Source organism: Pseudomonas sp. R11F, from assembly GCF_050312575.1.
Taxonomy (GTDB): Bacteria; Pseudomonadota; Gammaproteobacteria; order Pseudomonadales; family Pseudomonadaceae; genus Aquipseudomonas; species Aquipseudomonas palleroniana.
Genome location: NZ_JBNPJU010000039.1, coordinates 1 through 26,371, shown reverse-complemented (window position 1 = coordinate 26,371; position 26,371 = coordinate 1). Strand labels below are relative to the sequence as shown.

The following is a 26,371-nucleotide window of genomic DNA, read 5'->3' as shown; positions in this document are numbered from 1 at the left end:
ATGCAGGCAGCTCGGTCTAAAAGCCCTAAATGGGTTTGGCGCCCATCAGCCCGGCAATCGCCACAAACCCCACCAGGCTGATCACCGCCAGCACCAGGGTGAAATTCAGGCTGCCGCCTTCGCCTTTGCGCAGGCGATTGAGCCGCGCCACCAGCCAGAACCAGGCCAGCGCCGCCACGGTATAGAGGATGCTGGAGCCCAGAATCCAGGTCTGCCCCAACGGCCAGCCGATCAGGTGCACCAGCCACCAGCCGCTGAACGGCATGCTCACCAGGCAAATCCCCATCAGCAGCCAGACAAACGCCCACGGGCGTTGCACGGTCACCGCCGGGCCGGCGCTGCGCTTGCGCCAGGCCAATACCGCCAACCCGAGGCCGCTGAGCAGCAGCAACACGGTAGCGGTGATGTGGATAACCTTGAGGGTGGTCAGCGTTTCCATGGTCTCGATTCCTTAAAGGCCGCTCTGTCAGCGTAGTCGCTCAACCGAGGAACAGTTGGTAGGCCGGGTTTTCGCTTTCATCCCAATACGGATAGCCGATTTCCGCCAGCGCCGCAGGCACCAGGTGGCGCTCATCCGCCGGCACTTGCAGGCCGGCGACCACGCGGCCGTCGGCCGCGCCGTGGTTGCGGTAGTGGAACATCGAGATATTCCAGCGCCCGCCCAGCTTGTTGAGAAAGTTGAACAACGCTCCCGGACGCTCCGGGAACTCGAAGCGAAACACCAGCTCATCACTGACTTTGGCGGCGTGCCCGCCGACCATGTGGCGTATGTGCAACTTGGCCAGTTCGTTTTCAGTCAGGTCCAGCACCGGGAAACCCTGCTCGGTGAGGCTGGCGATCAACGCGCTGCGCGGGTCGTTGTCCGGGTGGGTCTGCACACCGACGAAGATGTGCGCCTCGCTGCCGGAATGGTAGCGGTAGTTGAATTCGGTGATCTGGCGCTTGCCCACGGCTTCGCAGAACGCCTTGAAGCTGCCCGGTTGCTCGGGAATGGTCACGGCGATGATGGCTTCGCGGCCTTCACCCAGTTCGGCGCGCTCGGCCACATGGCGCAGGCGGTCGAAGTTGACGTTGGCGCCGGAGTCGATGGCCACCAGGGTCTGCCCGCTGACACCTCGGGTTTCCACATATTTCTTGATACCCGCCACACCCAATGCACCCGCCGGCTCGGTAATGGAGCGGGTGTCATCGTAGATATCCTTGATCGCCGCGCAGATTTCATCGGTGCTGACGGTGATCACTTCATCCACATAGTCTTTGCAGATATCGAAGGTGTGCTGGCCGATCTGCGCCACCGCCACACCATCGGCGAAGATGCCGACGGTTGGCAGCACCACACGCTCCCCTGCGGCCATGGCCGCCTGCAGGCAGTTTGAATCGTCCGGCTCGACGCCGATGATCTTGATTTCGGGGCGCAGGTATTTCACGTACGCCGCGATACCCGCGATCAACCCGCCGCCGCCCACCGGGACGAAAATCGCATCCAGCGGCCCCGGGTGCTGGCGCAGGATCTCCATCGCCACAGTGCCCTGCCCGGCAATGGTGTGGGGATCATCATAGGGGTGAATGTAGACGTAGCCTTTTTCGTCGACCAGCTTGAGCGAATAAGCCAGCGCTTCCGGGAAGGAGTCACCATGCAGCACCACCTTGCCGCCACGGGAGCGCACGCCTTCGACCTTGATCTCCGGGGTGGTCTTGGGCATCACGATGGTGGCCTTGACCCCCAGCACCTTGGCCGCCAGCGCCAGGCCCTGGGCGTGGTTGCCGGCAGACGCGGTGACTACGCCACGCGCACGCTCCTCGGCCGATAGCTGGGTCAGCTTGTTGTAGGCGCCGCGAATCTTGAACGAGAACACCGGCTGCAAGTCTTCACGCTTGAGCCAGACCTTGTTGCCCAACCGCTCGGAGAGCTGGCGGGCGGTCTGCAAGGGGGTTTCTACGGCAACGTCGTAAACGCGCGAGGTGAGAATTTTTTTGACGTAGTGTTCAAGCATCGGCGGGTATCTACTTCGCGAATTGGGCAGGGTCAAGGAGTCTAACCCAGCGTTTGGCCGGGCGACCACACGAATACCGAGGTTTTGTTGGGTTATACTCGCGCCCCTCGATAACTCCCCGCCCGTTCCGGAGCCCGCATGACCCAGGATCAACTCAAACAGGCAGTGGCCCAGGCCGCCGTCGATTTAATCCTTCCTAAACTCGACGATAAAAGCATCGTCGGTGTCGGCACCGGCTCCACTGCCAACTGCTTCATCGACGCGCTGGCCCTGCACAAGGGCGCGTTCGACGGCGCCGTCGCCAGCTCCGAAGCCACCGCCGCGCGCCTCAAGGGCCATGGCATTCCGGTGTACGAGCTCAACACCGTGAGCGACCTGGAGTTCTATGTCGACGGCGCCGATGAAAGCGACGCACACCTGAACCTGATCAAGGGCGGCGGCGCAGCCCTGACCCGCGAGAAGATCGTCGCGGCCGTGGCCAAGACCTTTATCTGCATCGCCGACGCCAGCAAGCTGGTGCCGGTACTCGGCGCGTTCCCGCTGCCGGTTGAAGTGATTCCGATGGCGCGCAGCCACGTGGCTCGCGAACTGGTGAAGCTGGGCGGCGACCCGGTGTACCGTGAAGGTGTATTGACCGACAACGGCAATATCATCCTCGACGTGTTCAACCTGCAGATCACCAACCCGGTGGAGCTTGAGACTCAGATCAACGCCATCGTCGGCGTAGTCACCAACGGCCTGTTCGCTGCGCGCCCGGCGGACGTGCTGCTGCTGGGCACTGCCGAAGGCGTCCAGACCCTCAAGGCCTGACAACACCGCAACTCCAATGTGGGAGGGGGCTTGCTCCCGATAGCGGTGGGTCAGTCGATAAACTGCTGACTGGCACACCCTCATCGGGAGCAAGCCCCCTCCCACAAGTTATTCATCGTCCATTCTATCGCTTAACTGACTGGCATTAGGGCTTGCCCCCTCCCACATGGAGTGTCAGAAGTTGGTTTTTTTGAACACGTAGAACAGGTTCGGCTCACTGACCAGGTACAACGTACCCGTGTCATCCATGGCGATCCCTTCTGCCTGCGGCACCCGCTTTGTCAGGCCATGGCGCCCGCTGAGCAATGACAGACTGCTCAGCGGGCGACCGTCGATATCCAGCTCCAACACCAGGAACGACTCATCCGACAGCGCCAGCAGATGGCCGCTGCGCTCGTCGTATTGCAGGCTCGACAGGTCGCGCACAAACATCCCCGCATCACGCTTGGGGTTGTTGATCACGTGTACCGAGTAGGTTTTTTCCGGTTGAAAATGGGGAAAGCCGCGCACCTCGTAGATCAGCATCGGGTCGCGCTCTTTGGCCACGAACAGGCGCTTGCCCACCGAATCGTAGGCCAGCCCTTCAAACCCTTTGTTACTGCCGCTGTGCACGCCCAACGTCATCTGCTCCGCATCGGCGGCGTCGAGAAACTGGGTGTCGTCGTTCAGATGTACTTTGATCAGCCGCTGTTGGCGCTCATCGCTGATCACGTAGATGTTGTCGCTGATGAACTCCACCGCCTCGGCATCGCCAAATCCGATCAGCGGGATACGCCGCACAATCACGCCGTCCAGGGACAGTTCGATCAACTCGGGGTTTTTATTGGTCACCGTGAACAGGCTTTTACGCACCGGATCATAGGTGAGCGCCGAGACATCATCATCGAGCCCTTCGATGACCTTGGCCTCAAGGGTGACGCGGTAATCGGCCAGGCCAATGGAGCGCTCGTCAGCCGGATGACGCCACGTCTGGAGGTTGAACCAGGCCCGCTCGAACAAGCGAAAGTGCTGCGCGACCAGCCCGGTACAAACCAGGCCGGCCAGCAAGAGCAAGAACAACGCGGGTCTGGGACGGGCAAGTCGACGCATCAGGGAGTCTATTTCTGCTTTTCGAAGCGATAGAACAGGTTCGGCTCACTGACGATATACACCGTACCGTCCTCATCCATCGTGACACCTTCCGCACGCGGGATGGTGTGCTTGAGGCCGTTGAAACCACCGAGCAGGGTCATGAAGCTGACTTGCTTGCCCTTCTCATCCAACTCCAGGAGCAGGTGGGAGTCCGCCGACAGCACCAGCATGTGGCCGGTACGCGGGTCAATCGCCAGGGCGGACAGGTTGCGCATGTCCAACTCGGTGCTGGCAAGCTTTTGCTTGTCGCCCGTCAAGGTGTTGCCATCGGATTTCCAGGTAAACAGCGCCGGTGGGCGCTCTTCGCCGAGTACGATCTGTTGGTTGCGCTTGTCCCAGGTGACACCCTCAAAGGCTTTGTTCTGATCCTTGGACGGCCCCAGGTCATAGCTGGTGAAATCTGCTTTGTTCAGCTGGGTGGTGGCGGCATCCACCTTGACGACGGTGAGGCTGTGGTCGCGTTCGTCAACCACGGCCATCAGGCCATTTTCCATCACCGTCACGCCTTCCGGGTTGCTCCAGCCATTGAGCGGCATCTTGCGCAGCACATCGCCCTGCAGGCTTAACTCGACGAGGAAGGCGTTCTTGCCCATGACCGAGAACAGGGTTTTGGTCTGCGGATTGTAGGAGACATCCGAAGCCTCATCTTTTTCCATGCCGGGCAGCAACTTGGCGTCAATCACCGCACGGTAGTCAGGCAGCCATACGCTGGCCTGACGCTCGAACGGCGTCTGGAAGCGTTCGGCAACCCACAACACGCCCCGGTCATCCCAATGCATCGCCCAGGCGACGCCATAGATGATCGTGCCGGCCAAAAACAGCCAGGAATACCAGCGCAGGGCAAAGCGTGAGCGAAGCTTGGGTTTCGACGAGGGGAGAGACACGGCCATTGAGCGCTTTCCAGAAAGACAGCTAAAGGGGATAGCACAGGATCAGAAAACCCGCGCGCAGGAAGCTACGGATTATCCGGATGGCGTGTGAAAAAAATGCAAAACCTTCACTGCTGCGGCGAGTGAGAGGCCGGATGGTGTCGCCAAGGAGCGAGCTTGCTCGCTCCTTGGCGACACTTACGCAGGCAATCAGCGAACGCTGCTTTCGAACTGGCTCACGCCCGGCAACTCCAGCACCAACTCATCACCCACGTTCAGTGGCCCCACGCCGGCCGGGGTGCCGGTGAGGATCACGTCGCCGGCCTGCAGCGAGAAACAGCCGGCCATGTGCTGGATCATCGGAATGATCGGGTTGAGCATCTGCGAACTGTTACCGTCCTGACGCACTTCACCGTTGATGGTCAGGCGAATACCGATATCGGTCACGTCCGGGAAGGTGCTGCCGACCACGAATGGTGCAATCACCGCCGCGCCGTCAAAGGACTTGGCGATTTCCCACGGCAGGCCCTTGGCTTTCAGCTCGGCTTGCTTGTCGCGCAAGGTCAGGTCCAGGGCCGGGGCGAAGCCGGAGATCGCGTCGAGCACTTCTTCGCGGCTGGGCTTGTTCGACAGCGGTTTGCCGATCAGCACCGCGATCTCCGCTTCGTAATGCACCGAACCGCGTTCGGTCGGAATGCTGAAACCGCCTTCCAGCGGCACCACGCAGCTGCCCGGCTTGATGAACAGCAACGGTTCGGTCGGCACCGGGTTATCCAGCTCCTTGGCATGTTCAGCGTAGTTGCGCCCAATACACACCACTTTACCCAGCGGAAAGTGGATGTTGGTGCCGTCGACATACTTGTGCTGATAGCTCATGAAACGACTCCTTCGGGGCGGTTAAACAGCGAAGATCTTGCCAGGGTTCATGATCCCGTTCGGGTCGAACACCGCCTTCACTGCTTTCATGTATTCGATCTCAACCGGCGAGCGGCTGTAAGTCAGGTAATCACGCTTGGTCATGCCCACGCCGTGCTCGGCGGAGATCGAGCCGTTGTATTTCTGGACGGTTTCGAACACCCACTTGTTCACGGTAGCGCACTTGGCAAAGAACTCATCCTTGCTCAGGTTTTCCGGCTTGAGGATATTCAGGTGCAGGTTGCCGTCGCCGATGTGGCCAAACCAGACAATTTCGAAGTCCGGATAATGTTCGCCGACGATTGCGTCAATTTCCTGCAGGAACGCCGGCACTTTGGAGACAGTGACAGAAATATCGTTTTTGTACGGCGTCCAGTGGGAAATGGTTTCGGAGATGTACTCGCGCAGTTTCCACAGGTTGTGCAGCTGGGTTTCGCTCTGGCTCATCACGCCGTCCAGCACCCAGCCCTGCTCGACGCAGTGCTCGAAGGTTTCCAGGGCGTGGTTGGCGACTTCTTCGGTCGTCGCTTCGAATTCCAGCAGTGCGTAGAACGGGCACTCGGTTTCGAACGGCGCCGGCACGTCGCCGCGCCCCAGGACTTTGGCCAGGGCCTTGTCGGAGAAGAACTCGAACGCGGTCAGGTCCAGCTTGCTCTGGAACGCATGCAATACCGGCATGATCGAGTCGAAATCGGTGGTACCCAGCACCATCGCGGTGAGGTTCTTCGGCGCACGGTCCAGGCGCATGGTGGCTTCGACCACGAAGCCCAGGGTGCCTTCAGCGCCGATGAACAGCTGACGCATGTCGTAGCCGGTGGCGTTCTTGATCAGGTCGCGGTTCAGTTCCAGTACATCACCCTTGCCGGTGACCACTTTCATGCCGGCAACCCAGTTGCGGGTCATGCCGTAGCGAATTACCTTGATCCCGCCGGCATTGGTGCCGATATTGCCGCCAATCTGGCTGGAACCGGACGAAGCGAAGTCCACCGGATAGTACAGGCCATGTTCTTCGGCTGCGTTCTGCAACTGCTTGGTGACCACGCCCGGCTGGCACACGGCGGTACGGTCGGTGAGGTTCACGTCGAGGATCTGGTTCATATAGTCGAACGACACCACCACTTCGCCATTTGCCGCCACCGCTGCCGCCGACAGGCCGGTACGACCGCCGGACGGTACCAGCGCCACCTTGTGCGTGTTGGCCCAGCGGACGATGGCTTGCACCTGCTCGATGGTCTTGGGGAAGACGATGGCGGTAGGCGCAGGGGCGAAGTGCTTGGTCCAATCCTTGCCGTAAGCCTCCAGGGAGTCTGCATCGGTCAGCACTTTGCCGGGCTCAACCAGGGTCTTCAGCTCATCAATCAGGGCAGGATGGGTCATCGACAGAACTCTCGAACAATTCATGGTCATCCTGAGAACGCTTCACGTCGCAGGAATGAGTGTTAGCGGGGCGCGTATGCTAGCATACCGCCCCCGCAGGACAGAGCCCAAGGGCGTTTCTGCGGTGACGGCTTTCCTGCCGTCCGGGTCAGCTTGCGCTGCTCGACTCCCTGCCATTTTTCTCCGGGATACAGGTTTACGCAGATGAGCAAGACTTCTCTCGATAAGAGCAAGATCAAGTTCCTTCTTCTGGAAGGCGTCCACCCATCGGCTGTCGACGTTCTGAAAGCCGCCGGGTACACCAGCATTGAGTACATCACCAGTTCTCTGCCGGAAGCCCAGCTCAAGGAAAAGATCGCCGACGCGCACTTTATCGGCATTCGCTCCCGCACTCAGCTGACCGAAGAGATCTTCGATCACGCCAAGAAACTCGTGGCGGTCGGCTGTTTCTGCATCGGCACCAACCAGGTCGACCTCAACGCAGCGCGCGAGCGCGGCATCGCGGTGTTCAACGCACCGTACTCCAATACCCGTTCCGTGGCGGAACTGGTGCTGGCCGAGGCCATCCTGCTGTTGCGCGGTATTCCTGAGAAGAACGCATCCTGCCACCGTGGCGGCTGGATCAAGAGCGCGGCCAACTCCTTCGAAATCCGCGGCAAGAAGCTGGGTATCGTCGGTTACGGCTCGATCGGCACTCAGCTGTCGGTCCTGGCTGAAGGCTTGGGGATGCAGGTGTTCTTCTACGACACCCTGACCAAACTGCCGTTGGGCAATGCCACCCAAGTGGGCAGCCTGACCGAGTTGCTGGGCATGTCCGACATCGTGACCCTGCACGTTCCGGAAACCGCCGAGACCCAGTGGATGATCGGCGAGAAGGAAATCCGTGCCATCAAGAAAGGCGGCATCCTGATCAACGCCGCACGCGGCACCGTGGTCGAACTGGATGCCCTGGCTGCTGCGATCAAGGACAAGCACCTGATCGGCGCCGCCATCGATGTGTTCCCGGTAGAGCCTCGCTCCAACGATGACATCTTCGAAAGCCCGCTGCGCGGCCTGGACAACGTGATCCTGACCCCGCACATCGGTGGTTCCACCGCTGAAGCCCAAGCCAACATCGGCCTGGAAGTGTCGGAGAAGCTGGTCAAGTACAGCGACAACGGTACATCCGTATCGTCGGTGAACTTCCCGGAAGTGGCCCTGCCGGCTCACCCTGGCAAGCACCGTCTGCTGCACATCCACCAGAACATCCCTGGCGTGCTGATGGAGATCAACAAGGTCTTCGCAGAGAACGGCATCAACATCTCCGGTCAGTTCCTGCAGACCAACGAGAAGGTCGGTTACGTGGTGATCGACGTCGACGCCGAGTACTCGGACCTGGCGCAAGAGAAGTTGCAGCACATCAAGGGCACGATTCGTAGCCGCGTTCTGTTCTAAGAACCCGCGCCTACCCATAAAAATGGGAGACCCGCAGGGGTCTCCCATTTTTTTGTCTGAACAAATCTTACTTGACGTTAACCGTGATCACTTTCGAGGCTACAGTCGGGTTGAACTGCATATGCAGTTTGTCGCCGGCCACCAATTGCAAGGTGTGCTTGCCTGGGGTGAGGGTCAACTCGGTCTCGGTCTGGGCCTTGCCGTAGTGGATCACGGTGTCGGTGGCCGGGATCGGTACGCTGGCGTCAGGCAGCTCTTTCTGGTCAACCAGCAGATGGTGGTGGCCGGTGCCCGGGGTCTGGTCAGTGGCCGGCGCGAGCTTCAAGCCTTCCATGCCGAATTTGACGGTAAAGGTTTTATCCACAGTGGCGCCATCTTTGGGCGACACGATAAACACTTTGGCACCTTCAGGTGGCGCGCTACGCGGGATGCCATCGGCGGCGGTGGCCAACATCGAGGCACCCAGCAACAGGCTGGCAATCGTTGCACGGGCGGATGTTGCTCGGACTGATAGGGCTTTCATTCGCTTCTCCAGTTTCTGCAGGAAATCTGTTGGGTTATGACAACTTCGCGACAAATTGCTGTCCAAGGCACTCAACACAATAGCAAAGCGATGCTGGACGGTGCCTCGTACAGCTCAATTCCTTAGGAGCGACCATGCGCTTTTCGCCTGGCCTTGTACTTTTACTGCCTCTTTTGAGCCCCTTGGCTCATGCCGAACTGATCGACGATGTGTTTGATCGCGGCGAACTGCGCATCGCAGTGCAAGCCAACACCCCGCCATTCAACTTCAAGGACGACAATAAGCTAACCGGCTTTGAAGTGGAGTTGGGTGAAGAATTGGCCAAGGAACTGGACGTGCGCCCCTCCTTTATCACCACCGATGACAGCGACCTGCTACCGGGCGTTGAAACCGGCAAATATGACGTGGCCATCAACCATATCGCTATGACTGCGCAGTTGCAGGATCGGTTCGATTTCAGCGAGGCTTACCTGGAAAAGCCGGAGCTGGCGATTCCGTTTCAGAAGGGCAACCCGGCGTTCAAGACCAGCCTGGACAGGGCACTGCAGCAGATCAAGGCCGATGGCCGCTTGAAAGCGCTCTCGCACAAATGGTTCAAGGACCAACCGCCTGCAATTGCGCCAATGCCTGGGCCGCTTCAGGCAACTCCTGCTCACTGAACACCAACACCCCATGGCGCTTGAGCAGCGCCGCCGTCACGCCCTCGCCGCTCACCTTGACGGCGCTGAAGGTGCCGTCATAGATCAGCCGGTTGCCACAGGATGGGCTGTTGGCCTTGAGGATGGCAATGCGGATACCGTGGCGCTGCGCCAATGCCAACGCCTGGCGGGCGCCCTCGACGAAGGCGCCGCTGAAGTCTTCGCCCTCGGCGGTCAGCACTCGGGCACGCCCATCCCATACATCGACGCCCTGCCCACCCGCAATCTCGGCGGGTGGGCGTGGCGTCGGCAAGCCACCCGCCACCTCCGGGCAGATCGCGACCACACGCCCCTCGGCCTGCCACTGCGTCAATAGGTCGAACGGGCCACTGGCGCCACCGTCGTAGCGCACCTTGTGCCCAAGCAGGCAACGGCTGACCAGAATCTTTTCCATGTTTAAAACGGCTCGTTGCCCCGTCGACGAAACCAGCCGGTCAAGGACAAGCGCTCACGCGTGGCGGGCAGCACTTCGTGAGGGACTTCACCCGAGAGGAACACCACCAGGCAACCGCCGGTGGGCTGCACATCGTATTCCACGCCGTGCTTGAGGTACATGCGCAACTGGCCGCCATGCTCAGGCAACCAGGCGTCGTTCAAATACACCACCGCCGAAACCGTGCGCCGGTCATCATCGCGAAAACGGTCCAGATGCTTGAGATAAAACGCACCCGGCGGGTACATCGCGAAGTGGCTTTCGAAGTCTTCAAGGCCCAGGAACAGATGGCGGTTCATGGCCAGCCGCAGGCTGTCCATCAACCTCATGTAGGTCTCGCATACCGGCGCGTCGCCCTCTTCCAGCCACTGGATATGGTCACCGCGAATCCCCTCGCGGATTTCCTGGGCCGGCCCGCGCCCGACAGCGGCAGGCGCCAGCTCACCTTCGGCCGCACGTTTACGGCACTCGGCCGCCAGCTCCAGGGTCAGAGCCTGGGGCAGGAAGCCATTTTGCTGCGACCAGCCTTTTTCGGCCAGGTCGTCGACGATACGTTGCAGCAGCGGGTGATCGAGGGATATTTGCATGGCGCGCATAGTATCCATACGCCTGTGAATTCGACAGAGCCGCCGAGCGTCTGAATACACTTTAGTCAGGTGACTGATAGGACTTCTCGACAAATCCTACGCCTGACACGGACAATAGTGGCCGACTGACAGGAGTCCCTATGCGTCGTTTGTTTTTTTCCGTGCTGATGTTCTGCGTTTTGCCCGCCTGGGCAGACAGCCATGACCAGTTGTACAAGGTCGCCGGCTGGGCCGAACAACGTGCGCACTTCAATGACGCCCTCAGTGCCGCCCAACAACGCTACCGCAATAGCCTGCCGCCGGCGGTGTACCAGGCGCTGGTGGACAACAGCAACAAACGCTTTGCCGCCCAGGCCATGGACCAGCGCGCCGAAGCGCAATTGCGCCAGCACCTGGCCGACCCGAAGCCCGCGCTGGCGTTTTTTCAGTCGCCCCTGGGCCGAAAGATTGTCGACGCCGAACTGCTCGCCACCCGCCGCGACCAGTTGGCGAAAAACGCCCAGGGCTTGCCGCACATGGAAGCCGATGCAACCCGCAGCCTGATCATCGGCCACCTGGCCCAGGCCCTGCCCGCGCGCGAAGCCGGTGCGGAAGTCAGCCTGGCGATTGCCGGTGTCGCGGCTGACAGTTTGAGCCAGATGATCCCCGGCCTGCTGGGCGGCGGCCAGGCCCAGGGCATGTTGAATGGGCAGCGCGAGCGCCTGATGCGGCAGATCGGCAATGACCTGAACAACACGCTGTTGTACGTCTATCGGAACCTGTCCGACCCGGAGCTGGAAGAGTTCGCGACATTTGCCGAGTCGCCGGAGGGTAAGGCGTATTACCAGGCTGCCCTTGCCGCCATCCGCGCAGGGCTTGCAGTCGGGCAAAGCACCTCCAGCCTGTCGCAATAACCCATGTGGGAGGGAGCAAGCCCCCTCCCACAGTTGGATTGTGCTACTTCAGATGCTCCGTGAGGAAACTGAAGTATTGCCGGCGAATCTCTGGAATTTCATTGGCCAGATGATGCCTTCCACGCGGCAGCATCAACACCTCAGGCTGATCGAACTTGCCCCGCAGCACCTGCAAGTTGTGCTGCCAGTCCACCGTCATATCCTCCTCGCCTTGCACGATCACTGGCCGCCGTGGGCTGCGCGGCGCGGCTTCGATGCGCTTGATCCAGCTCGCCAACGCGCCGACCCACGCCGTGGGCAGTTGGCGGGGTTGCAACGGGTCGGCTTCCAGGAACGGTTTGAAATCCGGGTCGTGGGTGTTCTCGCTGAACCGGCGGGCGATGCCTTTTACAAACGGGCGCAGCAGGTAATAGCTGACCTGCGACCAGCCCCAGGCGCGCGGCCGCACCAAGGGCGACAGCAGGAAGGTCTTGCCTTGGGCCGGGCTGTCGACGCCATGGTTGAGCAAGTGGTCGACCACCACTGCACCGCCGGTGCTTTGCCCGAACAGGTGCCAGGGTTGCGGCAGTTGCAGGGTTTGAGCCTGGGCGAACAGCGCCTGCACCACCGCCTGGTACACCGCAAAATCATCGATGCTGGCACGGGCGCCACTGGACAAGCCATGGCCCGGCAAATCGCAGGCGATCACCACAAACCCCTGGTCCAGCGCCCAATCGACGACGTGGCGGTACAGTCCCATATGGTCGTAGAAGCCATGGAACATGAACATCGTCGCCACCGGCTGTGCCGGCCACCACACCTGCGCCACCACTTGGAAGCCTTGCACCTCGAAGCGCCCCAGGCGACTCACCGCCGGCACTTTGCGCGCAGGCAGGTCCAGCCCGTAGAAACGCTGGTAGACCCGGGCCTCCACAGAAAGCGGCTGCGCATCCACCAGGGGCCACAAGCTTTCGCGTAGATGATCGGGGTCAAAAGTGACGGGCATAAAGGCTTCCAGACTGAGGGTGAAGATGAATATCGACCTGCGATATTCATCTGTCAGAGCAAGCATGGCAAGCTACGCGACCTCCGAGGATAGATCCGAATGCGACAGCACCTGCGCACTGCCCTGTTCGCCAGCCTGATTCTGGCCATTTGCACCGGTGTGCTGTGGACGGCCTATGACTGGTTCCAGGGCCGCTACCTGCGCGCCTTCAGCGAACACACGGCGGTGTTCTCCGGCGACACTCTGCGCCTGCCCGCCGAACTCGCGGGCCCGGGGCCGATCCGCCTGGTGCACTTCTGGGACCCGGCGTGCCCGTGCAACGTGGGTAACCAGCAGCATCTGGGCGAGCTGATCGAGCAGTACGCGCCTCAGGGCGTGGAGTTTTATGCCCTGCAAAAGGCCGGCAGCCACGGTCAACTGCCCGACAACCTGAACAGGATGAAAACGCTTGCCGCCCTGCCCGGCGCCGATCAGGTGCCGGCGACACCTGCCGTGGGTATCTGGGACCGCACGGGCAAGCTCGCGTATTTCGGCCCCTACAGTGAAGGGCTGACCTGTAATTCCAGTAACAGCTTTATCGAACCGATCTTGAAAGCCCTCGAGGCCGGGCGCGAAGTTGACGCCACCCACACCCTGGCGGTGGGCTGCTATTGCCAGTGGAGCAAGACATCAAACTGAACACAGGCTGTTCGACCGGCAAACTCCAGTCACCCCGGCGACAGGCTACTGTATCGTACGTTTTCGGCAGGATTGTAAGCATAGGAACACATGAGCCAATTAACCATTATCCTCTGGATACTCAACGTCATCGTCGATACATCCGGCCAGTTGGCGTTCAAGGCAGCGGCTTCAGCCAGCGCCGAGCATGACGGCCTGGCCCACTGGAAACACATGCTCAAGCGGCCGTGGATCTGGATTGGCGTTCTCTGCTATGTCTTCGAATTCGTGTTGTGGCTGGCGTTCCTGACATTGGTGCCGTTGTCGGTCGGCGTGATGCTGGGCTCCATCAACATTGTGGTGATCATGATTGCCGGTCGCTTCCTGTTCAAGGAAAGCCTGAGCAAATGGCGGTTGATCGGCATCATGCTGATCGCCTGTGGCGTGACCGTCGTGGGGTTTGAATAATGAAACGCTTTTATATCCTGGGTTTTCTTGCGCTGATCATTTTCGACACCTTGGCGCAGGTCAGTTTCAAGTTCGCCTCGGTGCATGCAGAACCCCTGACGATGGACACCGCCTGGCTGATACGCGTATTTGGCGCCCCATGGATCTACGGCGCCTTCGTGGGTTATATCGGCGCGTTCTTCACCTGGATGACCTTGCTCAAATACGCCCCGGTGGGCCCGGCTTTTGCGGCCTCTCACCTGGAACTGATCAGCGTCACGCTGATTTCCGTGTGGCTGTTCGATGACAGCCTGACCCTGCCGAAAATCATCGGCGGCGCGTTGATCATTGCCGGCATTCTGTGCCTGGCGCGCAGTGAAGACGAAGCCGGAAAAGTCATCGGTGCCGGTCGCTCCGAGACGCTTGCCTGATGATGCCTCGCGAGATTCCGCCCACCGCAGGGCTGCCCCTGCGCTGGCGGGACCTGCTCGGCCTCTCGGGCGACCTGGCCCCTGCCCTGGCCCGTCAACTGTCGATTCCGCTGCCGGCGCTGACGTGCTCCGGGACCGCTGCACTGGTGATCGCCCTAAGGGTTTTGCAACGGCGCATGCCGGGCCGTACCCGGCTCATCGTGCCGGCCTATACCTGCCCGCTGGTCGCCTTGGCCGCCCATTACTGCCCACCCTTGCAGGTGGTGCCCTGTGATTTGCAGCCCGACAGCATCGACCTGGACGAACAGCACCTGGCGCAGTTGTGCGACGAAACTACCCTGGCGGTGGTGGTCACCCATCTGGCCGGACGCGTGGCTGATGTCGACACCGCCAAGCGCATTGCCGGCGCCATCGGCGCAGCGGTCATCGAAGATGCCGCGCAAGCCATGGGCGCGCTGGACGATGGGCAGAGCGTCGGGCTCAAAGGCGACGTGGGCTTTTTCAGCATGGCGCTGGGTAAAGGCCTGACGACGGCAGAAGGCGGGGTGTTGTTCAGCCGTGACCCGGTGTTACATCAAGCGCTGCACCGCCAATCTCGCCAGGACCTGCCGTTCAGCCTGCGCTGGGAGTTGCAGCGCAGCGCCGAGCTGTGGGGATACGCCCTGCTTTATCGGCCGTACGGCTTGTATTACGTGTATGGCAAGGCCTTGCGCACGGCGCTGGCGCAAGGCGATGAAGTCGCCGCCGTGGGTGATGATTTTTCGGTCAACGACATTCCGCTGCATGCCCTGGGTGGCTATCGCCGCAGGGTCGGCGCGGCGGCGCTGGCTCGCTTGCCCGATCACCTGCAACAAGGCCGCACCCGCGCGCTGCGCCGTGCCGCACGCTTGAATGCCTTGCCCGGTGTCTCGGTCATCCTGGACCGGCCCGGGCAGCAAGGCACCTGGCCTTTTCTGATGGTGGTGATGCCCTCGGCACAGGCCCGGGATACGGCGATGGCGCAGCTCTGGACCGCGGGGCTGGGCGTGACGCGCCTGTTCATTCACACCTTGCCGGATTACCCCGACGTGGCCCCCTTGCTGGTGCCTGGCAGCCCGCTCCCCCAAGCCCAGGCTTTCGCCCGCCGCACCCTGTCGATCAGCAACAGCCATTGGCTGACCGACGAACACTTCGAACAGGTCCTCGCCCAACTGAAGGTTATCGTTTCCAACCCTGATTGATGCGTGCGACCAAGCGACCATTCAATGCGTTCTGCTGTTGCTGCCAGATCTGCACCTGCGCCTCAGGCAGTTCTTCCTGGCCATCGGATGCGCTCAGCCAGCGCTTGAACTTGCTTTCATAGTGGTAGGCCGAGACGTCACCCGTGACGTCCGCGCCAATGATCTGGCCTTGGCAGGCGTCGATCAGGTCATTCAAATGCTGCTCCAGGAACTCACCTTGGTCCCAGTTGGTGTTCACCACTTGGGGGCTCAGCACATCTTTGTCGATGGACAGATAAACCGGCAGCGAACGATCAAGCTGCGCCAGGAACGTACGCATCAACTCATCTGGATGGCTGAAGGCACGATTGCTCGGCCCGGCGCCAATCCAGTTCATCCAGCGCGTATCGACGTTGACGTTCCAGTAGGTCAGCTTGCGTTTGAGCAGCGGCGACCAGTGATTTTCCCAGGCGTGGCCCAAGGCAATGTCCTGCGAACCGATCCCCAGCACATGCACATGCTCGACCTGAGGCAGACGGCTGGCCCAATACACCCACGAACCGCAGTGGATGCCGAACGGGTAGCGCATGTTGTCGGGGTGGTTGTCGCAGATGATCAGTTGGTACTTCTGCTGCGCGGGCAGGCGGTTCAACAGGAGCTGGCTGAGATGGTGATAGTCGCCGCTGCCGGTAAACACGCAACCGTAATCGCTGGGCATCTGCGCGCGCAGGGCGGTTTCCAGTTCCTTGAACTGGGCCCAACGGCAGCCGAAGCGGATTTTCTCCTGCCAGGCCTGCAACGGTAAGGTGATCGCGCCAGCAATGTCGCTGACGGCACCATCGAAATCGAGAATCAGCGGTGCTCGGTCCAGGCTCATGCGGTGTGCTCCTGGTGCCATTGGTTGTCGCTTTCAAAATGATGACGCAAGCGGTTGCCCAGTTTGCGCAACAACGGGTTGCGCACCCATACCAAATGGCGCGTGAAGGTGAAGTCGGCACCGAGGTTGGCCTTGACCTGCGGGTCGGTCCAGCCCGCCACATAAAACTTCAGCCCGTTCGCCACCGCGTACTCCAGGTTCACGAACCAGCTGACGAAGTACAGGTTGAACTCCAGCGCCTGCGGGTAATTGAGCCCGATGTACTTGTCGAGCAGCTTGTCGCCCTCCACGTAGCACAGGTTGTAGCCGATCAGTTCGTCGCAGTGCCAGTAGCAGAACACGCGCCCGTCAGTACCGGCGTCCCTGAGCAAGCCGGTGAAGAACTCCGGCGTGAGCAGGTCAAAATGGATCTCGCTCTGGTCGTACACCGCCTTGTACAACCCGTACAACTGCGTCAGCCAGGCATCATCGTTGAAGCGCTCATCGCCGGTGTCGAGGATTTCTACGCGCAACGCTTCGCGGCTGCGCAGTTTGCGTCGGATATTACGCCGACGGCTGTGGGACAAGCGCCCAAGGTATTCGTCGAGGGTGGTGAAGTTGATCGGCACATAAGCCAGTGCCTGGCCCTCGAGGCTGATGAAACCACGCCGCGTGCACTCATCGATCAAGGCTTGCGCGTAGCGGTTGTCGGCCTCGCTGAGCAGCGGGGAGTCGTGAGGCACGTCTTTGACGATGGTGAGTTTGCGCTGCGGGACGCATTCCTCTTGCAGCCACTGCGCAAGCTCCTGGGGCGATACGCCCTGGGGGAACGGCGCATATTCACTGACCGTGGTGCCCACAAAGCAGCTGTCGATACGCAACCATGAATGCCACAAGGCATAGCCTGGCCAGCCGCGCACACGCTTCACGAAGTCCTCGTCGGCAGTGGTCAACAGGTCGAATGGCGTGAAGAAGTACGGCAAGCCCTGGTCGGACAGCCGGGCATCAAAGCCTGCCGGCGGATGCTGCAAAAAGCGGCTGATCAGCGATTGCGCTTCCAGGCTGCAGGCGTAGGTCACGTCTGAAGGGCTGGGAACTGGCTTGGGTTGCGTGGCGCAGGTCATGAAAAAAGGCTCAAGGACGACGGGCGCAATAGTAGCTCATCGGCAGCGCTGGCCGCTTGAACCTTGGCTGTCACAACGGCGCATCAGCATTTCCCTCAGTCGCCACCAAACCGATTAGACTCCGTTGACCTCCCAGGTGACTGACTCAAGGACCGTCCATGAAACGCAGCCTGACCGTGCTCGCCCTACTGATTGCCGCCCTCCTGGCCGGCGCCGGCTGGTATGTCTACAGCAAGCAACCCACGCGTCAGGGCACGGTCATGCTCAACCATCTGCAAGGCTCCGTCACGGTGCGTTACGACGACCGTGGCGTGCCGCACATTCGCGCCGAGAACGAGGCCGACCTGTATCGCGCCCTGGGCTATGTGCATGCCCAGGACCGCCTGTTCCAGATGGAGATCATGCGGCGCCTGGCCCGTGGCGAGCTGGCCGAGGTGCTGGGCCCCAAGTTGCTGGAAACCGATAAACTGTTCCGCAGCCTGCGTATTCGTGAACGGGCCTTGAGCTACGTGGAACACATCGACCACGACTCGAACGCCTGGAAGGCCCTGCAAGCCTATCTGGACGGGATCAACCAATATCAGGACAGCCACGCCAGCCCGATGGAGTTCGATGTGCTGGGCATCACCAAGCGGCCCTTCACACCCGAAGACACCATCAGCGTCGCCGGGTACATGGCCTACAGTTTTGCCGTCGCGTTTCGTACCGAACCTGTGCTGACTTATGTACGCGACCAGCTGGGCAGCGATTACCTGAAAGTCTTCGACCTGGACTGGCAACCCAAGGGCGCGCTCAACCTGGCCGCCGGCGACTGGAAAAGCCTCGGCGCCCTCGCCGCCCTGAGTGACAGGGCCTTGGCCGAAAACGGCCTGCCGCAGTTCGAGGGCAGCAACGCCTGGGCCATCAGCGGCAGCCGCACCCAAAGCGGCAAACCGTTGCTGGCAGGTGACCCGCATATCCGCTTCTCGGTGCCGTCGGTGTGGTACGAGGCGCAACTGTCGGCGCCGGGCTTTGAGCTGTACGGCTACCACAACGCGCTGGTGCCGGTGGCGTTCCTGGGGCACAACCTGGATTTCGGCTGGAGCCTGACCATGTTCCAGAACGACGATCTCGACCTGATCGCCGAAAAGGTCAACCCGGATAACCCCAACCAGGTCTGGTACCACGGCCAATGGACCGACCTGACCAGCAGCGAACAGCAGATTGCCGTCAAAGGCCAGGAGCCGGTCATCCTGACGCTGCGCAGCTCGCCCCACGGTCCGATCATCAATGATGTACTCGGCGAAAATGCCGGCAAGACGCCGATTGCCATGTGGTGGGCGTTCCTCGACACCGAAAACCCGATCCTCGAAGGCTTCTACGAACTCAACCGTGCCGACACCCTGGCCAAGGCCCGTGCGGCAGCCGCCAAGGTTTCGGCCCCCGGGCTGAATATCGTGTGGGCAAATGCCAAGGGCGATATCGGTTGGTGGGCCGCAGCGCAATTGCCGATCCGCCCGGCTGGGGTCAACCCGGCATTCATCCTCGACGGTAGCACCGCCCAGGCCGACAAGCCGGGCTTCTACCCGTTCAGCGCCAACCCTCAGGAAGAGAATCCGGCGCGCGGCTATGTGGTGTCGGCCAATGCCCAGCCGGCCTCACCCACCGGCATGGAAATCCCCGGCTATTACAACCTGGCCGACCGTGGGCAGCAGTTGAATACACAGTTGAGCGACAACAGCGTGAAGTGGGACGTGAACAACAGCCAGGCCTTGCAACTGGGCACCACCACCGCCTACGGCCCACGGTTGCTGGCGCCGTTGCTGCCGGTGTTGCGTGACGTCGTCAAGGATCCGGCCCAGTTGAAACTGGTGGAACAGCTTGCAAACTGGAAGGGTGACTATCCGCTGGGCTCCACCAGCGCCACGCTGTTCAACCAGTTCCTGTTCAACCTCACCGACGCCACCTTCCACCCGAAGCTGGGCGACGCCCTGTTCAAGACCCTGCTCACCACCCGGATGATCGACGCCGCATTGCCCCGCCTGGCCGCTTCAGCGGATTCGCCATGGTGGAACGGCACGCGTGCCGACACCGTCAAGCTCGCCTGGGACAATAGCCTGGCGCACCTCAAGGCCACGCTCGGCGATGACCCCGGCCAGTGGCAGTGGGGCAAAGCGCACACCTTGACCCACGGGCACCCGCTGGGCATGCAGAAGCCATTGGACAAGCTCTTCAACGTCGGCCCGTTCCCCGCCCCCGGCACCCACGAGGTACCCAACAACCAATCGGCGATGATCGGCCCCGCGCCCTGGCCGGTGACCTACGGCCCGTCGACCCGCCGCCTGATCGACTTCGCCGACCCGGCCCACGCCTTGACCATCAACCCGGTGGGGCAAAGCGGCGTGCCGTTTGATCGACACTATAGTGATCAGGCGCAAACCTACATCGAAGGTGGGTATGAACAGGCACATTTCAGTGATGAGGAAGTCACGGCCAATACCCGTGGCACCCTGAAACTATTGCCCGCCCGATAACTCGATCAATATGGGAGGGGGCTTGCTCCCGATAGCAGTGTCTCAGTAGCAGATGAGCTGACTGACACACGGCTATCGGGAGCAAGCCCCCTCCCACACTTGGATCTGCGTTGTATCAGCGACTACTGTGCCCGCACCCGGCCCGGCGCTTCGCCGTAGGTTTCCTTGAATTTCTTGCTGAACGCCGCCTGGGACTGGTAGCCCACTTGCGCTGCGATATCCATCAGGCTCAGGCGCGACTGGCGCAGCAGGTTGAACGCCAGCTCCATACGCTGCGCACCCTGGAAGCCTACGACACGCTCAAACCGGCGCCGCAAAGTTAAGCCGGAACTGTTGCGGGGTCACGCCCAGTCGGCGATTGAATACACTGCGCATGTGCTGGGCATCGCGAAAGCCACACTGGTAGGCCACCGTCTTGAGCGGTGCGGAGCTGCTTTCGAGCATCACCCGCGCCGCATCCACCCGGGCTCGCTCGACAAACTCAGCCGGCGTTATCTGTGCTTCACGGGCAAATACCCGAGAGAAATTGCGTGCACTCATATTGGCCGCCTTGGCCAGATCGGCGATGGTCAAATCCCCCGTCAGGTTCGCCAACACGTACAACTGCACCAGCGCCACCGCCGAGGTGTCTTCGGCGTGGGGCGTGAGGAACGGGCTGAACTGCGACTGCCCACCGGAACGCTGGGTGAACACCACCAGACGCTTGGCCACGCTCAGCGCGACTTCCGGGCCATGGTCCTGGGCCAACAGGTACAGCGACAAGTCGATGCCTGCGGTCACACCCGCCGACGTGTAGAGGTTGCCGTCCTGTGCGTAGAGGCGATCGGCATCGACCTGGGCTGTAGGGCACAGACGCACCAGATCTGCGGCGTCGTTCCAGTGGGTGGTGACGGTTTTTCCATCCAGCAGGCCAGCGCGGGCCAGCAGGAAGGCGCCGTTGCAGATCGAACCGAAGCGTTGTGCTCTCTGTGTTGCACCGCGTAGCCAGTCATCGAAGGGGGCACCGAAATCCTCGAAGGGCAATTGCGGGCCCCCAGCGACCAGCAGCAAGTCGTAGGGTTCAAGGGCTTCGCGGTAATGCCGATGGGCCTGTAGTGACAAGCCGTTGGAGGCCGCCATCGTGCCGTGGACAAGGCCGATGACTTCCAGCTGGTAATGGTCCTGCGGCGGCAAAAAGCGGTTGGCCTCGCAAAACACATCCATCGGCCCCGTCACATCCAGCGCCTGGACGCCGGGAAAGATCAGAATGGCAACGGTTTTTTGCATGAGTAAACCTTATCTCTGGACTGGCGCGAATTCCTGTGGGAGCCGGGCTTGCCTGCGATGCAGGCGCCTCGGTGTGTCAGGTATACCCAGAGGTGATGCTATCGCACATTTGATCGCGTACAGCCTTGGCACGATGTGCAACCACATTGGCCGGGATCACTCCCTCGCCGCGATGGCCCCTTTGCAGGCACACGACCAGACTGGAATCTTTCCAGAGGAGAGCCATCATGAGCACCACTATCGCCGGGATCCAGATCCCCGACAGCGCACTGGCCAAGGCCACCACCGAATACATTCGCGACGTCGAATCCGACCTGCTTTATCACCACTCCCGCCGCGTGTTCCTGTTCGGCGCCTTAAGCGGTGAACGCAAACAACTCGCTTACAACCCGGAGTTGCTCTACGTCGGCGCGATGTTCCATGACCTGGGCCTGGTCGAAGGCCATCGCAGTGACAACGAACGTTTCGAAGTGGACGGCGCCAATGCGGCGGCCACGTTTCTCAAGCCTTACGGGCTGAGTGACGACGATATCGAACAGGTGTGGCTGTCCATCGCCCTGCATACCACGCCGGGCGTGCCGCAGCATCTACGCCCAACCGTTGCGCTGGTGACGGCCGGCGTCGAGATGGATGTCCTGGGTATGGATTACGCAGCGTTTTCCAGCGTGCAGCGCGAGGCGGTGGTGCATGCGCATCCACGGGGTGAAGGGTTCAAGGAGTGCATCATCTGCGCCTTTGCCGACGGCTTGCGCCATCGCCCACAGACCACTTTCGGCAACGTGAAGACGGATGTACTGGTGGATCAGGAGCCGGGGTTCAAGCCGATGAATTTTGTTGAAGTCATCCGCAAATCGCCTTGGGCTTGAAATGCAATCAACTGTGGGAGCGGGCTTGGCCGCTCCCACAGTTTGATCCAGTTTCTTCAGGTAGACCTGATTAGACCGGTGCAGCCGCGCGGCGCTTGTCCGGCTGCTGCCAGCCATCCGCCGCCGCTTCTTCGATGGCTTGCTGGATGGCTTTCTTGCGGTGCTCTTCGGCACGACGGCTGAAGAACCACACCAGGAAGGTCACCAGCGACACCGCCAACAGAATCAGGCTGGCCACGGCATTGATCTCGGGTTTGACCCCAAGGCGCACCGCCGAGAACACTTCCATCGGCAAGGTTGTCGAGCCCGGGCCCGATACGAAGCTGGCCAATACCAGGTCATCCAGGGACAACGCGAACGACATCATGCCGCCCGCTGCCAACGATGGCGCGATCATTGGGATCGTGATCAGGAAGAACACCTTCCACGGTCGCGCCCCCAGGTCCATTGCCGCTTCTTCAATCGACAGGTCCAGCTCACGCAGGCGTGCCGACACCACCACCGCCACATACGCCGCACAGAAGGTGGTGTGGGCGATCCAGATGGTGACGATGCCACGCTCCTGGGGCCAGCCGATCATTTGCGCCATGGCCACGAACAGCAGCAACAGCGACAGACCGGTGATCACTTCCGGCATCACCAACGGCGCGGTCACCAGGCCGCCGAACAGCGTGCGGCCCTTGAACTGGCTGATGCGCGTCAGCACGAACGCCGCCAAGGTGCCCAGGGCCACCGCAGCCACCGCCGTATAGCAGGCGATTTCCAGCGAGCGGGCCACCGAGCCCATCAACTGGGTGTTGTCCAACAGGCCCACGTACCACTTGATCGACCAACCGCCCCAGACTGTCACCAGCTTGGATTCGTTGAACGAGTAGATCACCAGGATCAGCATCGGCAGGTAGATGAACAGCAACCCCGCCACCAGCATGAAGCTTGAGAAACTGACGCGCTTCATATCTTGCCCTCCATCTCTTTGGCTTGGCTGCGGTTGAACAGGATGATCGGCACGATCAGGATCGCCAACATCACCACCGCCAGGGCAGAGGCCACCGGCCAGTCACGGTTATTGAAGAACTCTTGCCACAATACTTTACCGATCATCAGGGTTTCCGGGCCGCCCAGCAGTTCCGGGATCACGAACTCGCCCACTACCGGGATAAACACCAGCATGCAACCGGCGATGATGCCGTTCTTGGACAGCGGCACGGTGATCTTCCAGAAGCTGTTGAAGGTGCTCGACCCCAGATCGGACGCGGCCTCCAGCAAGCTCTGATCATGTTTGACCAGGTTGGCATACAGCGGCAGGATCATGAACGGCAGGTACGAATAGACCACGCCGATATACACCGCGATATTGGTATTGAGGATCTGCAGGGGCTCGTTGATCAACCCGATGGACATCAGGAAGCCGTTGAGCAAACCGTTGTTGCTGAGGATGCCCATCCACGCATACACACGGATCAGAATCGCGGTCCAGGTCGGCATCATGATCAGCAACACCAGCACGGTCTGCATCTCTTTGCGCGCGCTGGCGATGGCGTAGGCCATCGGATAGCCGATCAACAGACACAGGAGCGTGCTGAAAAACGCCATCTTCAACGAGCCCAGGTATGCGGCGATGTACAACTCGTCGTCACCCAGCATCGAGTAGTTGGCCAGGTTGAGCACCACCTGCAGTTTCTGCTCAACGAAGGTGTAGATCTCGGTGTAAGGCGGGATCGCGACGTCGGCTTCGGCAAAGCTGATCTTCAAGACGATGAAGAACGGCAGCATGAAGAACAGGAACAACCAAAGGAATGGAATCCCGATAACCACGTGTCGACCATCGGGAGTTATTCGTTGCAACTGGCGCTTGAGCTTCTTCATGTTCATGAGCGAAGTACCACGCCGCTGTCGTCTTCCCACCACACGTAGACCTGGTCGCCCCAGGTCGGACGCTGGCCACGGCGTTCGGCGTTAGCCACGAAGGATTGCACCAGTTTGCCGCTCGGCAGTTCCACGTAGAACACCGAATGGCCACCCAGGTAGGCAATGTCGTGCACTTTGCCGCTGGACCAGTTGTGCTCGCAGGTCGGCATTTCGGTGGTGACCAGCAGTTTTTCCGGGCGAATGGCGTAAGTCACGGATTTGTCTTCCACCGAGGTGGCAATGCCGTAGCCCACGTAGATGTCGCGGTCCAGGTCCGGGCACTTGAGCACCGCGTGGCCTTCGGCGTCATCCACCACCTGGGTGTCGAAGATGTTGACGTTGCCGATGAACTCGCACACCAGGCGGCTGGTCGGGGTTTCGTAGATATCGATCGGGCTGCCGATCTGGGCGATCCAGCCCAGGTGCATGATCGCGATGCGTTCAGCCATGGTCATGGCCTCTTCCTGGTCGTGGGTCACCATGACGCAGGTCACACCCACGCGCTCGATGATCTCAACCAGTTCAAGCTGCATCTGCGAACGCAGTTTCTTGTCCAGCGCGCCCATCGGCTCATCGAGCAGCAGCAGTTTCGGGCGCTTGGCCAGGGAACGGGCCAGGGCCACACGCTGACGCTGACCACCGGACAACTGGTGCGGCTTGCGCTTGGCGTACTGGCTCATCTGTACCAGCTTGAGCATCTCGGCCACCCGGGCGTCGATTTCGGCCTTGGGGATCTTGTCCTGTTGCAGGCCGAAGGCGATGTTCTGCGCCACGGTCATGTGTGGGAACAAGGCGTAGGACTGGAACATCATGTTGATCGGCCGCTCGTAGGGCGGCATGTCGGTGATGTCCACACCGTCGAGGTAGATGCGACCTTCCGTTGGGCGCTCGAAGCCTGCGAGCATGCGCAGCAAGGTGGATTTGCCTGAGCCCGAACCGCCGAGCAAGGCGAAGATCTCGCCTTTCTTGATTTCCAGGGACACATCGTCCACGGCAATCGTCTCGTCGAACTTCTTCGTGACCCGGTCGATTTTGACCAACACCTTTTTCGGTGTCTGGTCGCCCTCGAGGGCTTTCTTATAGGCGCCGGAGGCAACTGCCATTTGCGAAACTCCCAACAAAGTTTTCTGTTCGACCAACACGGACGAAACCTTGGATAGTTTGAGCCTTACTTGCCCGTCTTGACCTTGGTCCAGCTACGGGTCATCAAACGCTGCACTTTCGGGGGTAACTCGAAGTTGACGAATGTCCGGTCGAGAACCGCCTGCGGTGGGTAAACCGCTGCGTCAGTGCGTATCGATTGATCCATCAGTTTGTCCGCCCCTGGGTTAGGGTTGGCATAACCGACGACATCACTGACCTGAGCGATCACCTCAGGTTGCAGTAAATAGTTGATGAAGGCGTGGGCCTCTTTGACGTTGGTGGCGTCCTTGGGGATCGCCAGCACGTCAAACCACAGGTTGCCGCCTTCTTTCGGAATCACGTAGGCAATGTTCACGCCCTTGCCCGCTTCAGCCGCGCGAGACCTGGCCTGGAACACATCGCCGGAGAAGCCTGCCGCCACGCAGATGTTGCCGTTGGCCAGGTCGGAAATGTATTTGGAAGAATGGAAATAGGTCACGTAGGGCCGCACTTTGAGCAGCTTTTCTTCGGCCTTCTTGTAGTCTTCGGGGTTGGTGCTGTTAGGGTTCAAGCCCATGTAGTTGAGCACCGCCGGCAGCATTTCATCCGCCGAGTCCATGAACGATACGCCGCAAGTGGCCAGCTTCTTCATGTTTTCCGGTTCGAACAGCACGGCCCAGGAGTCAATATGATCGACGCCGAGCACTTCCTTGACCTTGTCGACGTTGTAACCGATGCCATTGGTGCCCCACAGATACGGCACTGCGTACTGGTTACCCGGATCGTTCTTTTCCAGACGCTTGAGCAGCGCCGGGTCAAGGTTGGAATAGTTCGTCAGTAAAGACTTGTCGAGTTTCTGGAACGCCCCGGCCTTGATCTGCTTGCCGAGGAAGTGGTTGGACGGCACGACCACGTCGTAGCCGGTACGCCCGGCCAGCAACTTGCCTTCCAGGGTTTCGTTGGAATCGAACACGTCATACACGGGCTTGATGCCGGTAGCCTTTTCGAAATTGGCCAGCGTGTCGGTGCCGATGTAGTCCGACCAGTTATAAATATGCACAGTCGGGGCGGCCTGCACGCTGACAGCCAGCGTGATACCTGCACCCACCAGCAAGGCTTTGCGAAATAAAGAAATTGGCAAGTGGAGGTCCTCTTAAATAGTTGGGCCCAAAAGTTGTTGCCCGGCAACAAAACCGGCGCGCAACTTACCCTCGATAAACCGATCCGGCAAAACTTTCTGTCATTTAAATGTGTGGGAGCGGGTCATGTGGGAGGGGGCTTGCTCCCGATAGCGGTCAATCGGATACCCATATGTTGGTTGATACACCGCTAT

27 protein-coding genes and 1 pseudogene are annotated in these 26,371 nt (G+C 60.6%); 10 read left to right on the top strand and 18 right to left on the bottom strand.

Annotated elements, in window-relative coordinates:
- Positions 1–25 precede the first annotated feature (25 nt).
- Positions 26–439: a DUF2269 family protein gene (locus tag ACQRBV_RS10745; protein ID WP_090368149.1), complete on the bottom strand. Its 414-nt coding sequence runs from the start codon at positions 437–439 to the stop codon at positions 26–28.
- Positions 440–479: 40 nt separating this feature from the next.
- Entirely contained in the window at positions 480–1,994 is a 1,515-nt protein-coding gene (gene ilvA / locus ACQRBV_RS10740; RefSeq protein ID WP_090368147.1) for a threonine ammonia-lyase, biosynthetic, read from the bottom strand.
- Positions 1,995–2,132: 138 nt separating this feature from the next.
- Here ilvA and rpiA point away from each other — a divergent pair, with 138 nt between their 5' ends.
- The gene (gene rpiA, locus ACQRBV_RS10735; protein ID WP_060753514.1) at positions 2,133–2,804 is read left to right on the top strand and encodes a ribose-5-phosphate isomerase RpiA; all 672 of its coding nucleotides are present in this window, start codon (positions 2,133–2,135) and stop codon (positions 2,802–2,804) included.
- Positions 2,805–2,978: 174 nt separating this feature from the next.
- On the opposite strand, the gene ACQRBV_RS10730 is transcribed toward rpiA, so the two are convergent.
- The 4 genes from ACQRBV_RS10730 to ACQRBV_RS10715 form a co-directional block, all read right to left on the bottom strand.
- Entirely contained in the window at positions 2,979–3,893 is a 915-nt protein-coding gene (locus ACQRBV_RS10730; RefSeq protein WP_411985408.1) for an SdiA-regulated domain-containing protein, read from the bottom strand.
- A gap of 8 nt (positions 3,894–3,901) precedes the next feature.
- Entirely contained in the window at positions 3,902–4,825 is a 924-nt protein-coding gene (locus ACQRBV_RS10725) for an SdiA-regulated domain-containing protein (protein WP_411985407.1), read from the bottom strand.
- A 189-nt stretch (positions 4,826–5,014) separates the two neighbouring features.
- Positions 5,015–5,680, bottom strand: a complete 666-nt coding sequence (locus ACQRBV_RS10720; RefSeq protein ID WP_090368141.1) for a fumarylacetoacetate hydrolase family protein — start codon at positions 5,678–5,680, stop codon at positions 5,015–5,017.
- A gap of 21 nt (positions 5,681–5,701) precedes the next feature.
- Complete coding sequence (locus ACQRBV_RS10715; protein WP_060753518.1) at positions 5,702–7,096, bottom strand: FAD-binding oxidoreductase; 1,395 nt, start codon at positions 7,094–7,096, stop codon at positions 5,702–5,704.
- 204 nt (positions 7,097–7,300) lie between these two features.
- Here ACQRBV_RS10715 and serA point away from each other — a divergent pair, with 204 nt between their 5' ends.
- On the top strand, positions 7,301–8,530 hold the full coding sequence (gene serA, locus ACQRBV_RS10710; RefSeq protein ID WP_060753519.1) for a phosphoglycerate dehydrogenase: 1,230 nt from the start codon (positions 7,301–7,303) through the stop codon (positions 8,528–8,530).
- A 67-nt stretch (positions 8,531–8,597) separates the two neighbouring features.
- Here serA and ACQRBV_RS10705 read toward each other — a convergent pair whose 3' ends face one another.
- Complete coding sequence (locus ACQRBV_RS10705) at positions 8,598–9,053, bottom strand: DUF4399 domain-containing protein (protein ID WP_060753520.1); 456 nt, start codon at positions 9,051–9,053, stop codon at positions 8,598–8,600.
- Positions 9,054–9,187: 134 nt separating this feature from the next.
- Here ACQRBV_RS10705 and ACQRBV_RS10700 point away from each other — a divergent pair, with 134 nt between their 5' ends.
- The gene (locus ACQRBV_RS10700) at positions 9,188–9,712 is read left to right on the top strand and encodes a transporter substrate-binding domain-containing protein (RefSeq protein ID WP_104994959.1); all 525 of its coding nucleotides are present in this window, start codon (positions 9,188–9,190) and stop codon (positions 9,710–9,712) included.
- Here ACQRBV_RS10700 and ACQRBV_RS10695 read toward each other — a convergent pair.
- Both ACQRBV_RS10695 and ACQRBV_RS10690 read right to left on the bottom strand, forming a co-directional pair.
- The gene (locus tag ACQRBV_RS10695; protein WP_090368137.1) at positions 9,648–10,145 is read right to left on the bottom strand and encodes a DUF523 domain-containing protein; all 498 of its coding nucleotides are present in this window, start codon (positions 10,143–10,145) and stop codon (positions 9,648–9,650) included. The two genes, ACQRBV_RS10700 and ACQRBV_RS10695, sit on opposite strands and share 65 nt — an antisense overlap.
- Positions 10,146–10,147: 2 nt before the next feature.
- Positions 10,148–10,780, bottom strand: coding sequence for a 2OG-Fe(II) oxygenase (locus ACQRBV_RS10690; protein ID WP_411985406.1), 633 nt, complete (start codon positions 10,778–10,780; stop codon positions 10,148–10,150).
- 131 nt (positions 10,781–10,911) lie between these two features.
- Between ACQRBV_RS10690 and ACQRBV_RS10685 the strand changes: the two genes are divergently transcribed.
- Positions 10,912–11,664, top strand: coding sequence for a DUF2059 domain-containing protein (locus ACQRBV_RS10685; protein WP_090368135.1), 753 nt, complete (start codon positions 10,912–10,914; stop codon positions 11,662–11,664).
- Positions 11,665–11,707: 43 nt separating this feature from the next.
- On the opposite strand, the gene ACQRBV_RS10680 is transcribed toward ACQRBV_RS10685, so the two are convergent.
- The gene (locus tag ACQRBV_RS10680) at positions 11,708–12,649 is read right to left on the bottom strand and encodes an alpha/beta hydrolase (RefSeq protein ID WP_411985405.1); all 942 of its coding nucleotides are present in this window, start codon (positions 12,647–12,649) and stop codon (positions 11,708–11,710) included.
- Between the two features lie 99 nt (positions 12,650–12,748).
- Here ACQRBV_RS10680 and ACQRBV_RS10675 point away from each other — a divergent pair, with 99 nt between their 5' ends.
- The 4 genes from ACQRBV_RS10675 to ACQRBV_RS10660 all read left to right on the top strand — a co-directional run bounded on the left by ACQRBV_RS10675 (position 12,749) and on the right by ACQRBV_RS10660 (position 15,404).
- Positions 12,749–13,327: a DUF6436 domain-containing protein gene (locus tag ACQRBV_RS10675; protein WP_104994962.1), complete on the top strand. Its 579-nt coding sequence runs from the start codon at positions 12,749–12,751 to the stop codon at positions 13,325–13,327.
- A 90-nt stretch (positions 13,328–13,417) separates the two neighbouring features.
- A complete protein-coding gene (locus ACQRBV_RS10670; RefSeq protein ID WP_060753527.1) occupies positions 13,418–13,774 on the top strand; it encodes an EamA family transporter in 357 nt (118 codons plus the stop codon).
- A complete protein-coding gene (locus tag ACQRBV_RS10665; protein WP_060753528.1) occupies positions 13,774–14,184 on the top strand; it encodes a DMT family transporter in 411 nt (136 codons plus the stop codon). The genes ACQRBV_RS10670 and ACQRBV_RS10665 overlap by 1 nt, the downstream gene beginning before the upstream one ends.
- On the top strand, positions 14,184–15,404 hold the full coding sequence (locus tag ACQRBV_RS10660; protein ID WP_104994963.1) for a DegT/DnrJ/EryC1/StrS family aminotransferase: 1,221 nt from the start codon (positions 14,184–14,186) through the stop codon (positions 15,402–15,404). The genes ACQRBV_RS10665 and ACQRBV_RS10660 overlap by 1 nt, the downstream gene beginning before the upstream one ends.
- On the opposite strand, the gene ACQRBV_RS10655 is transcribed toward ACQRBV_RS10660, so the two are convergent.
- The gene (locus ACQRBV_RS10655) at positions 15,382–16,260 is read right to left on the bottom strand and encodes a hypothetical protein (RefSeq protein ID WP_411985404.1); all 879 of its coding nucleotides are present in this window, start codon (positions 16,258–16,260) and stop codon (positions 15,382–15,384) included. The two genes, ACQRBV_RS10660 and ACQRBV_RS10655, sit on opposite strands and share 23 nt — an antisense overlap.
- On the bottom strand, positions 16,257–17,363 hold the full coding sequence (locus ACQRBV_RS10650) for a GNAT family N-acetyltransferase (RefSeq protein WP_161548626.1): 1,107 nt from the start codon (positions 17,361–17,363) through the stop codon (positions 16,257–16,259). Before ACQRBV_RS10650 ends, ACQRBV_RS10655 begins: the two co-directional genes overlap by 4 nt.
- Positions 17,364–17,521: 158 nt before the next feature.
- Here ACQRBV_RS10650 and ACQRBV_RS10645 point away from each other — a divergent pair, with 158 nt between their 5' ends.
- Entirely contained in the window at positions 17,522–19,876 is a 2,355-nt protein-coding gene (locus tag ACQRBV_RS10645) for a penicillin acylase family protein (RefSeq protein WP_411985403.1), read from the top strand.
- Positions 19,877–19,998: 122 nt separating this feature from the next.
- Here the strand turns inward: ACQRBV_RS10645 and ACQRBV_RS10640 are convergent.
- Together ACQRBV_RS10640 and ACQRBV_RS10635 are read right to left on the bottom strand one after the other, a co-directional pair.
- Positions 19,999–20,205: pseudogene (locus tag ACQRBV_RS10640) on the bottom strand (helix-turn-helix domain-containing protein); the annotation flags it as partial.
- A complete protein-coding gene (locus tag ACQRBV_RS10635; protein WP_411985402.1) occupies positions 20,177–21,142 on the bottom strand; it encodes a GlxA family transcriptional regulator in 966 nt (321 codons plus the stop codon). The gene ACQRBV_RS10635 and the pseudogene ACQRBV_RS10640, both read right to left, overlap by 29 nt.
- Before the next feature lie 227 nt (positions 21,143–21,369).
- Between ACQRBV_RS10635 and ACQRBV_RS10630 the strand changes: the two genes are divergently transcribed.
- Positions 21,370–22,008, top strand: coding sequence for an HD domain-containing protein (locus ACQRBV_RS10630; protein WP_060753533.1), 639 nt, complete (start codon positions 21,370–21,372; stop codon positions 22,006–22,008).
- Positions 22,009–22,078: 70 nt separating this feature from the next.
- Here the strand turns inward: ACQRBV_RS10630 and ACQRBV_RS10625 are convergent, their stop codons facing one another.
- From ACQRBV_RS10625 to ACQRBV_RS10610, 4 genes are all read right to left on the bottom strand, one after another.
- Complete coding sequence (locus ACQRBV_RS10625) at positions 22,079–22,963, bottom strand: ABC transporter permease subunit (protein ID WP_244384895.1); 885 nt, start codon at positions 22,961–22,963, stop codon at positions 22,079–22,081.
- Positions 22,960–23,880 carry an ABC transporter permease subunit gene (locus tag ACQRBV_RS10620; RefSeq protein ID WP_060753535.1) on the bottom strand — a complete coding sequence of 307 codons (921 nt, stop codon included), beginning with the start codon at positions 23,878–23,880 and terminating at the stop codon, positions 22,960–22,962. The genes ACQRBV_RS10625 and ACQRBV_RS10620 overlap by 4 nt, the downstream gene beginning before the upstream one ends.
- Positions 23,877–25,019, bottom strand: a complete 1,143-nt coding sequence (locus ACQRBV_RS10615; protein ID WP_028618367.1) for an ABC transporter ATP-binding protein — start codon at positions 25,017–25,019, stop codon at positions 23,877–23,879. Before ACQRBV_RS10615 ends, ACQRBV_RS10620 begins: the two co-directional genes overlap by 4 nt.
- A gap of 65 nt (positions 25,020–25,084) precedes the next feature.
- A complete protein-coding gene (locus tag ACQRBV_RS10610) occupies positions 25,085–26,179 on the bottom strand; it encodes a polyamine ABC transporter substrate-binding protein (RefSeq protein WP_060753537.1) in 1,095 nt (364 codons plus the stop codon).
- Positions 26,180–26,371 lie beyond the last annotated feature (192 nt).

Excerpts from the sequence above, each read along its gene's own strand:
- ACQRBV_RS10730 (WP_411985408.1), bottom strand. The coding sequence starts at position 3,893 with ATGCGTCGACTTGCCCGTCCCAGACCCGCGTTGTTCTTGCTCTTGCTG.
- serA (WP_060753519.1), top strand. The coding sequence starts at position 7,301 with ATGAGCAAGACTTCTCTCGATAAGAGCAAGATCAAGTTCCTTCTTCTG.
- ACQRBV_RS10660 (WP_104994963.1), top strand. The coding sequence starts at position 14,184 with ATGATGCCTCGCGAGATTCCGCCCACCGCAGGGCTGCCCCTGCGCTGG.
- ACQRBV_RS10620 (WP_060753535.1), bottom strand. The coding sequence starts at position 23,880 with ATGAACATGAAGAAGCTCAAGCGCCAGTTGCAACGAATAACTCCCGAT.
- ACQRBV_RS10690 (WP_411985406.1), bottom strand. The coding sequence starts at position 10,780 with ATGCGCGCCATGCAAATATCCCTCGATCACCCGCTGCTGCAACGTATC.
- ACQRBV_RS10720 (WP_090368141.1), bottom strand. The coding sequence starts at position 5,680 with ATGAGCTATCAGCACAAGTATGTCGACGGCACCAACATCCACTTTCCG.
- ACQRBV_RS10635 (WP_411985402.1), bottom strand. The coding sequence starts at position 21,142 with ATGCAAAAAACCGTTGCCATTCTGATCTTTCCCGGCGTCCAGGCGCTG.
- ACQRBV_RS10670 (WP_060753527.1), top strand. The coding sequence starts at position 13,418 with ATGAGCCAATTAACCATTATCCTCTGGATACTCAACGTCATCGTCGAT.
- ACQRBV_RS10745 (WP_090368149.1), bottom strand. The coding sequence starts at position 439 with ATGGAAACGCTGACCACCCTCAAGGTTATCCACATCACCGCTACCGTG.
- rpiA (WP_060753514.1), top strand. The coding sequence starts at position 2,133 with ATGACCCAGGATCAACTCAAACAGGCAGTGGCCCAGGCCGCCGTCGAT.
- ACQRBV_RS10665 (WP_060753528.1), top strand. The coding sequence starts at position 13,774 with ATGAAACGCTTTTATATCCTGGGTTTTCTTGCGCTGATCATTTTCGAC.
- ACQRBV_RS10625 (WP_244384895.1), bottom strand. The coding sequence starts at position 22,963 with ATGAAGCGCGTCAGTTTCTCAAGCTTCATGCTGGTGGCGGGGTTGCTG.
- ACQRBV_RS10645 (WP_411985403.1), top strand. The coding sequence starts at position 17,522 with ATGAAACGCAGCCTGACCGTGCTCGCCCTACTGATTGCCGCCCTCCTG.
- ACQRBV_RS10685 (WP_090368135.1), top strand. The coding sequence starts at position 10,912 with ATGCGTCGTTTGTTTTTTTCCGTGCTGATGTTCTGCGTTTTGCCCGCC.
- ACQRBV_RS10680 (WP_411985405.1), bottom strand. The coding sequence starts at position 12,649 with ATGCCCGTCACTTTTGACCCCGATCATCTACGCGAAAGCTTGTGGCCC.
- ACQRBV_RS10705 (WP_060753520.1), bottom strand. The coding sequence starts at position 9,053 with ATGAAAGCCCTATCAGTCCGAGCAACATCCGCCCGTGCAACGATTGCC.
- ACQRBV_RS10695 (WP_090368137.1), bottom strand. The coding sequence starts at position 10,145 with ATGGAAAAGATTCTGGTCAGCCGTTGCCTGCTTGGGCACAAGGTGCGC.
- ACQRBV_RS10725 (WP_411985407.1), bottom strand. The coding sequence starts at position 4,825 with ATGGCCGTGTCTCTCCCCTCGTCGAAACCCAAGCTTCGCTCACGCTTT.
- ACQRBV_RS10715 (WP_060753518.1), bottom strand. The coding sequence starts at position 7,096 with ATGACCCATCCTGCCCTGATTGATGAGCTGAAGACCCTGGTTGAGCCC.
- ACQRBV_RS10630 (WP_060753533.1), top strand. The coding sequence starts at position 21,370 with ATGAGCACCACTATCGCCGGGATCCAGATCCCCGACAGCGCACTGGCC.
- ACQRBV_RS10675 (WP_104994962.1), top strand. The coding sequence starts at position 12,749 with ATGCGACAGCACCTGCGCACTGCCCTGTTCGCCAGCCTGATTCTGGCC.
- ilvA (WP_090368147.1), bottom strand. The coding sequence starts at position 1,994 with ATGCTTGAACACTACGTCAAAAAAATTCTCACCTCGCGCGTTTACGAC.
- ACQRBV_RS10700 (WP_104994959.1), top strand. The coding sequence starts at position 9,188 with ATGCGCTTTTCGCCTGGCCTTGTACTTTTACTGCCTCTTTTGAGCCCC.
- ACQRBV_RS10655 (WP_411985404.1), bottom strand. The coding sequence starts at position 16,260 with ATGAGCCTGGACCGAGCACCGCTGATTCTCGATTTCGATGGTGCCGTC.
- ACQRBV_RS10615 (WP_028618367.1), bottom strand. The coding sequence starts at position 25,019 with ATGGCAGTTGCCTCCGGCGCCTATAAGAAAGCCCTCGAGGGCGACCAG.
- ACQRBV_RS10650 (WP_161548626.1), bottom strand. The coding sequence starts at position 17,363 with ATGACCTGCGCCACGCAACCCAAGCCAGTTCCCAGCCCTTCAGACGTG.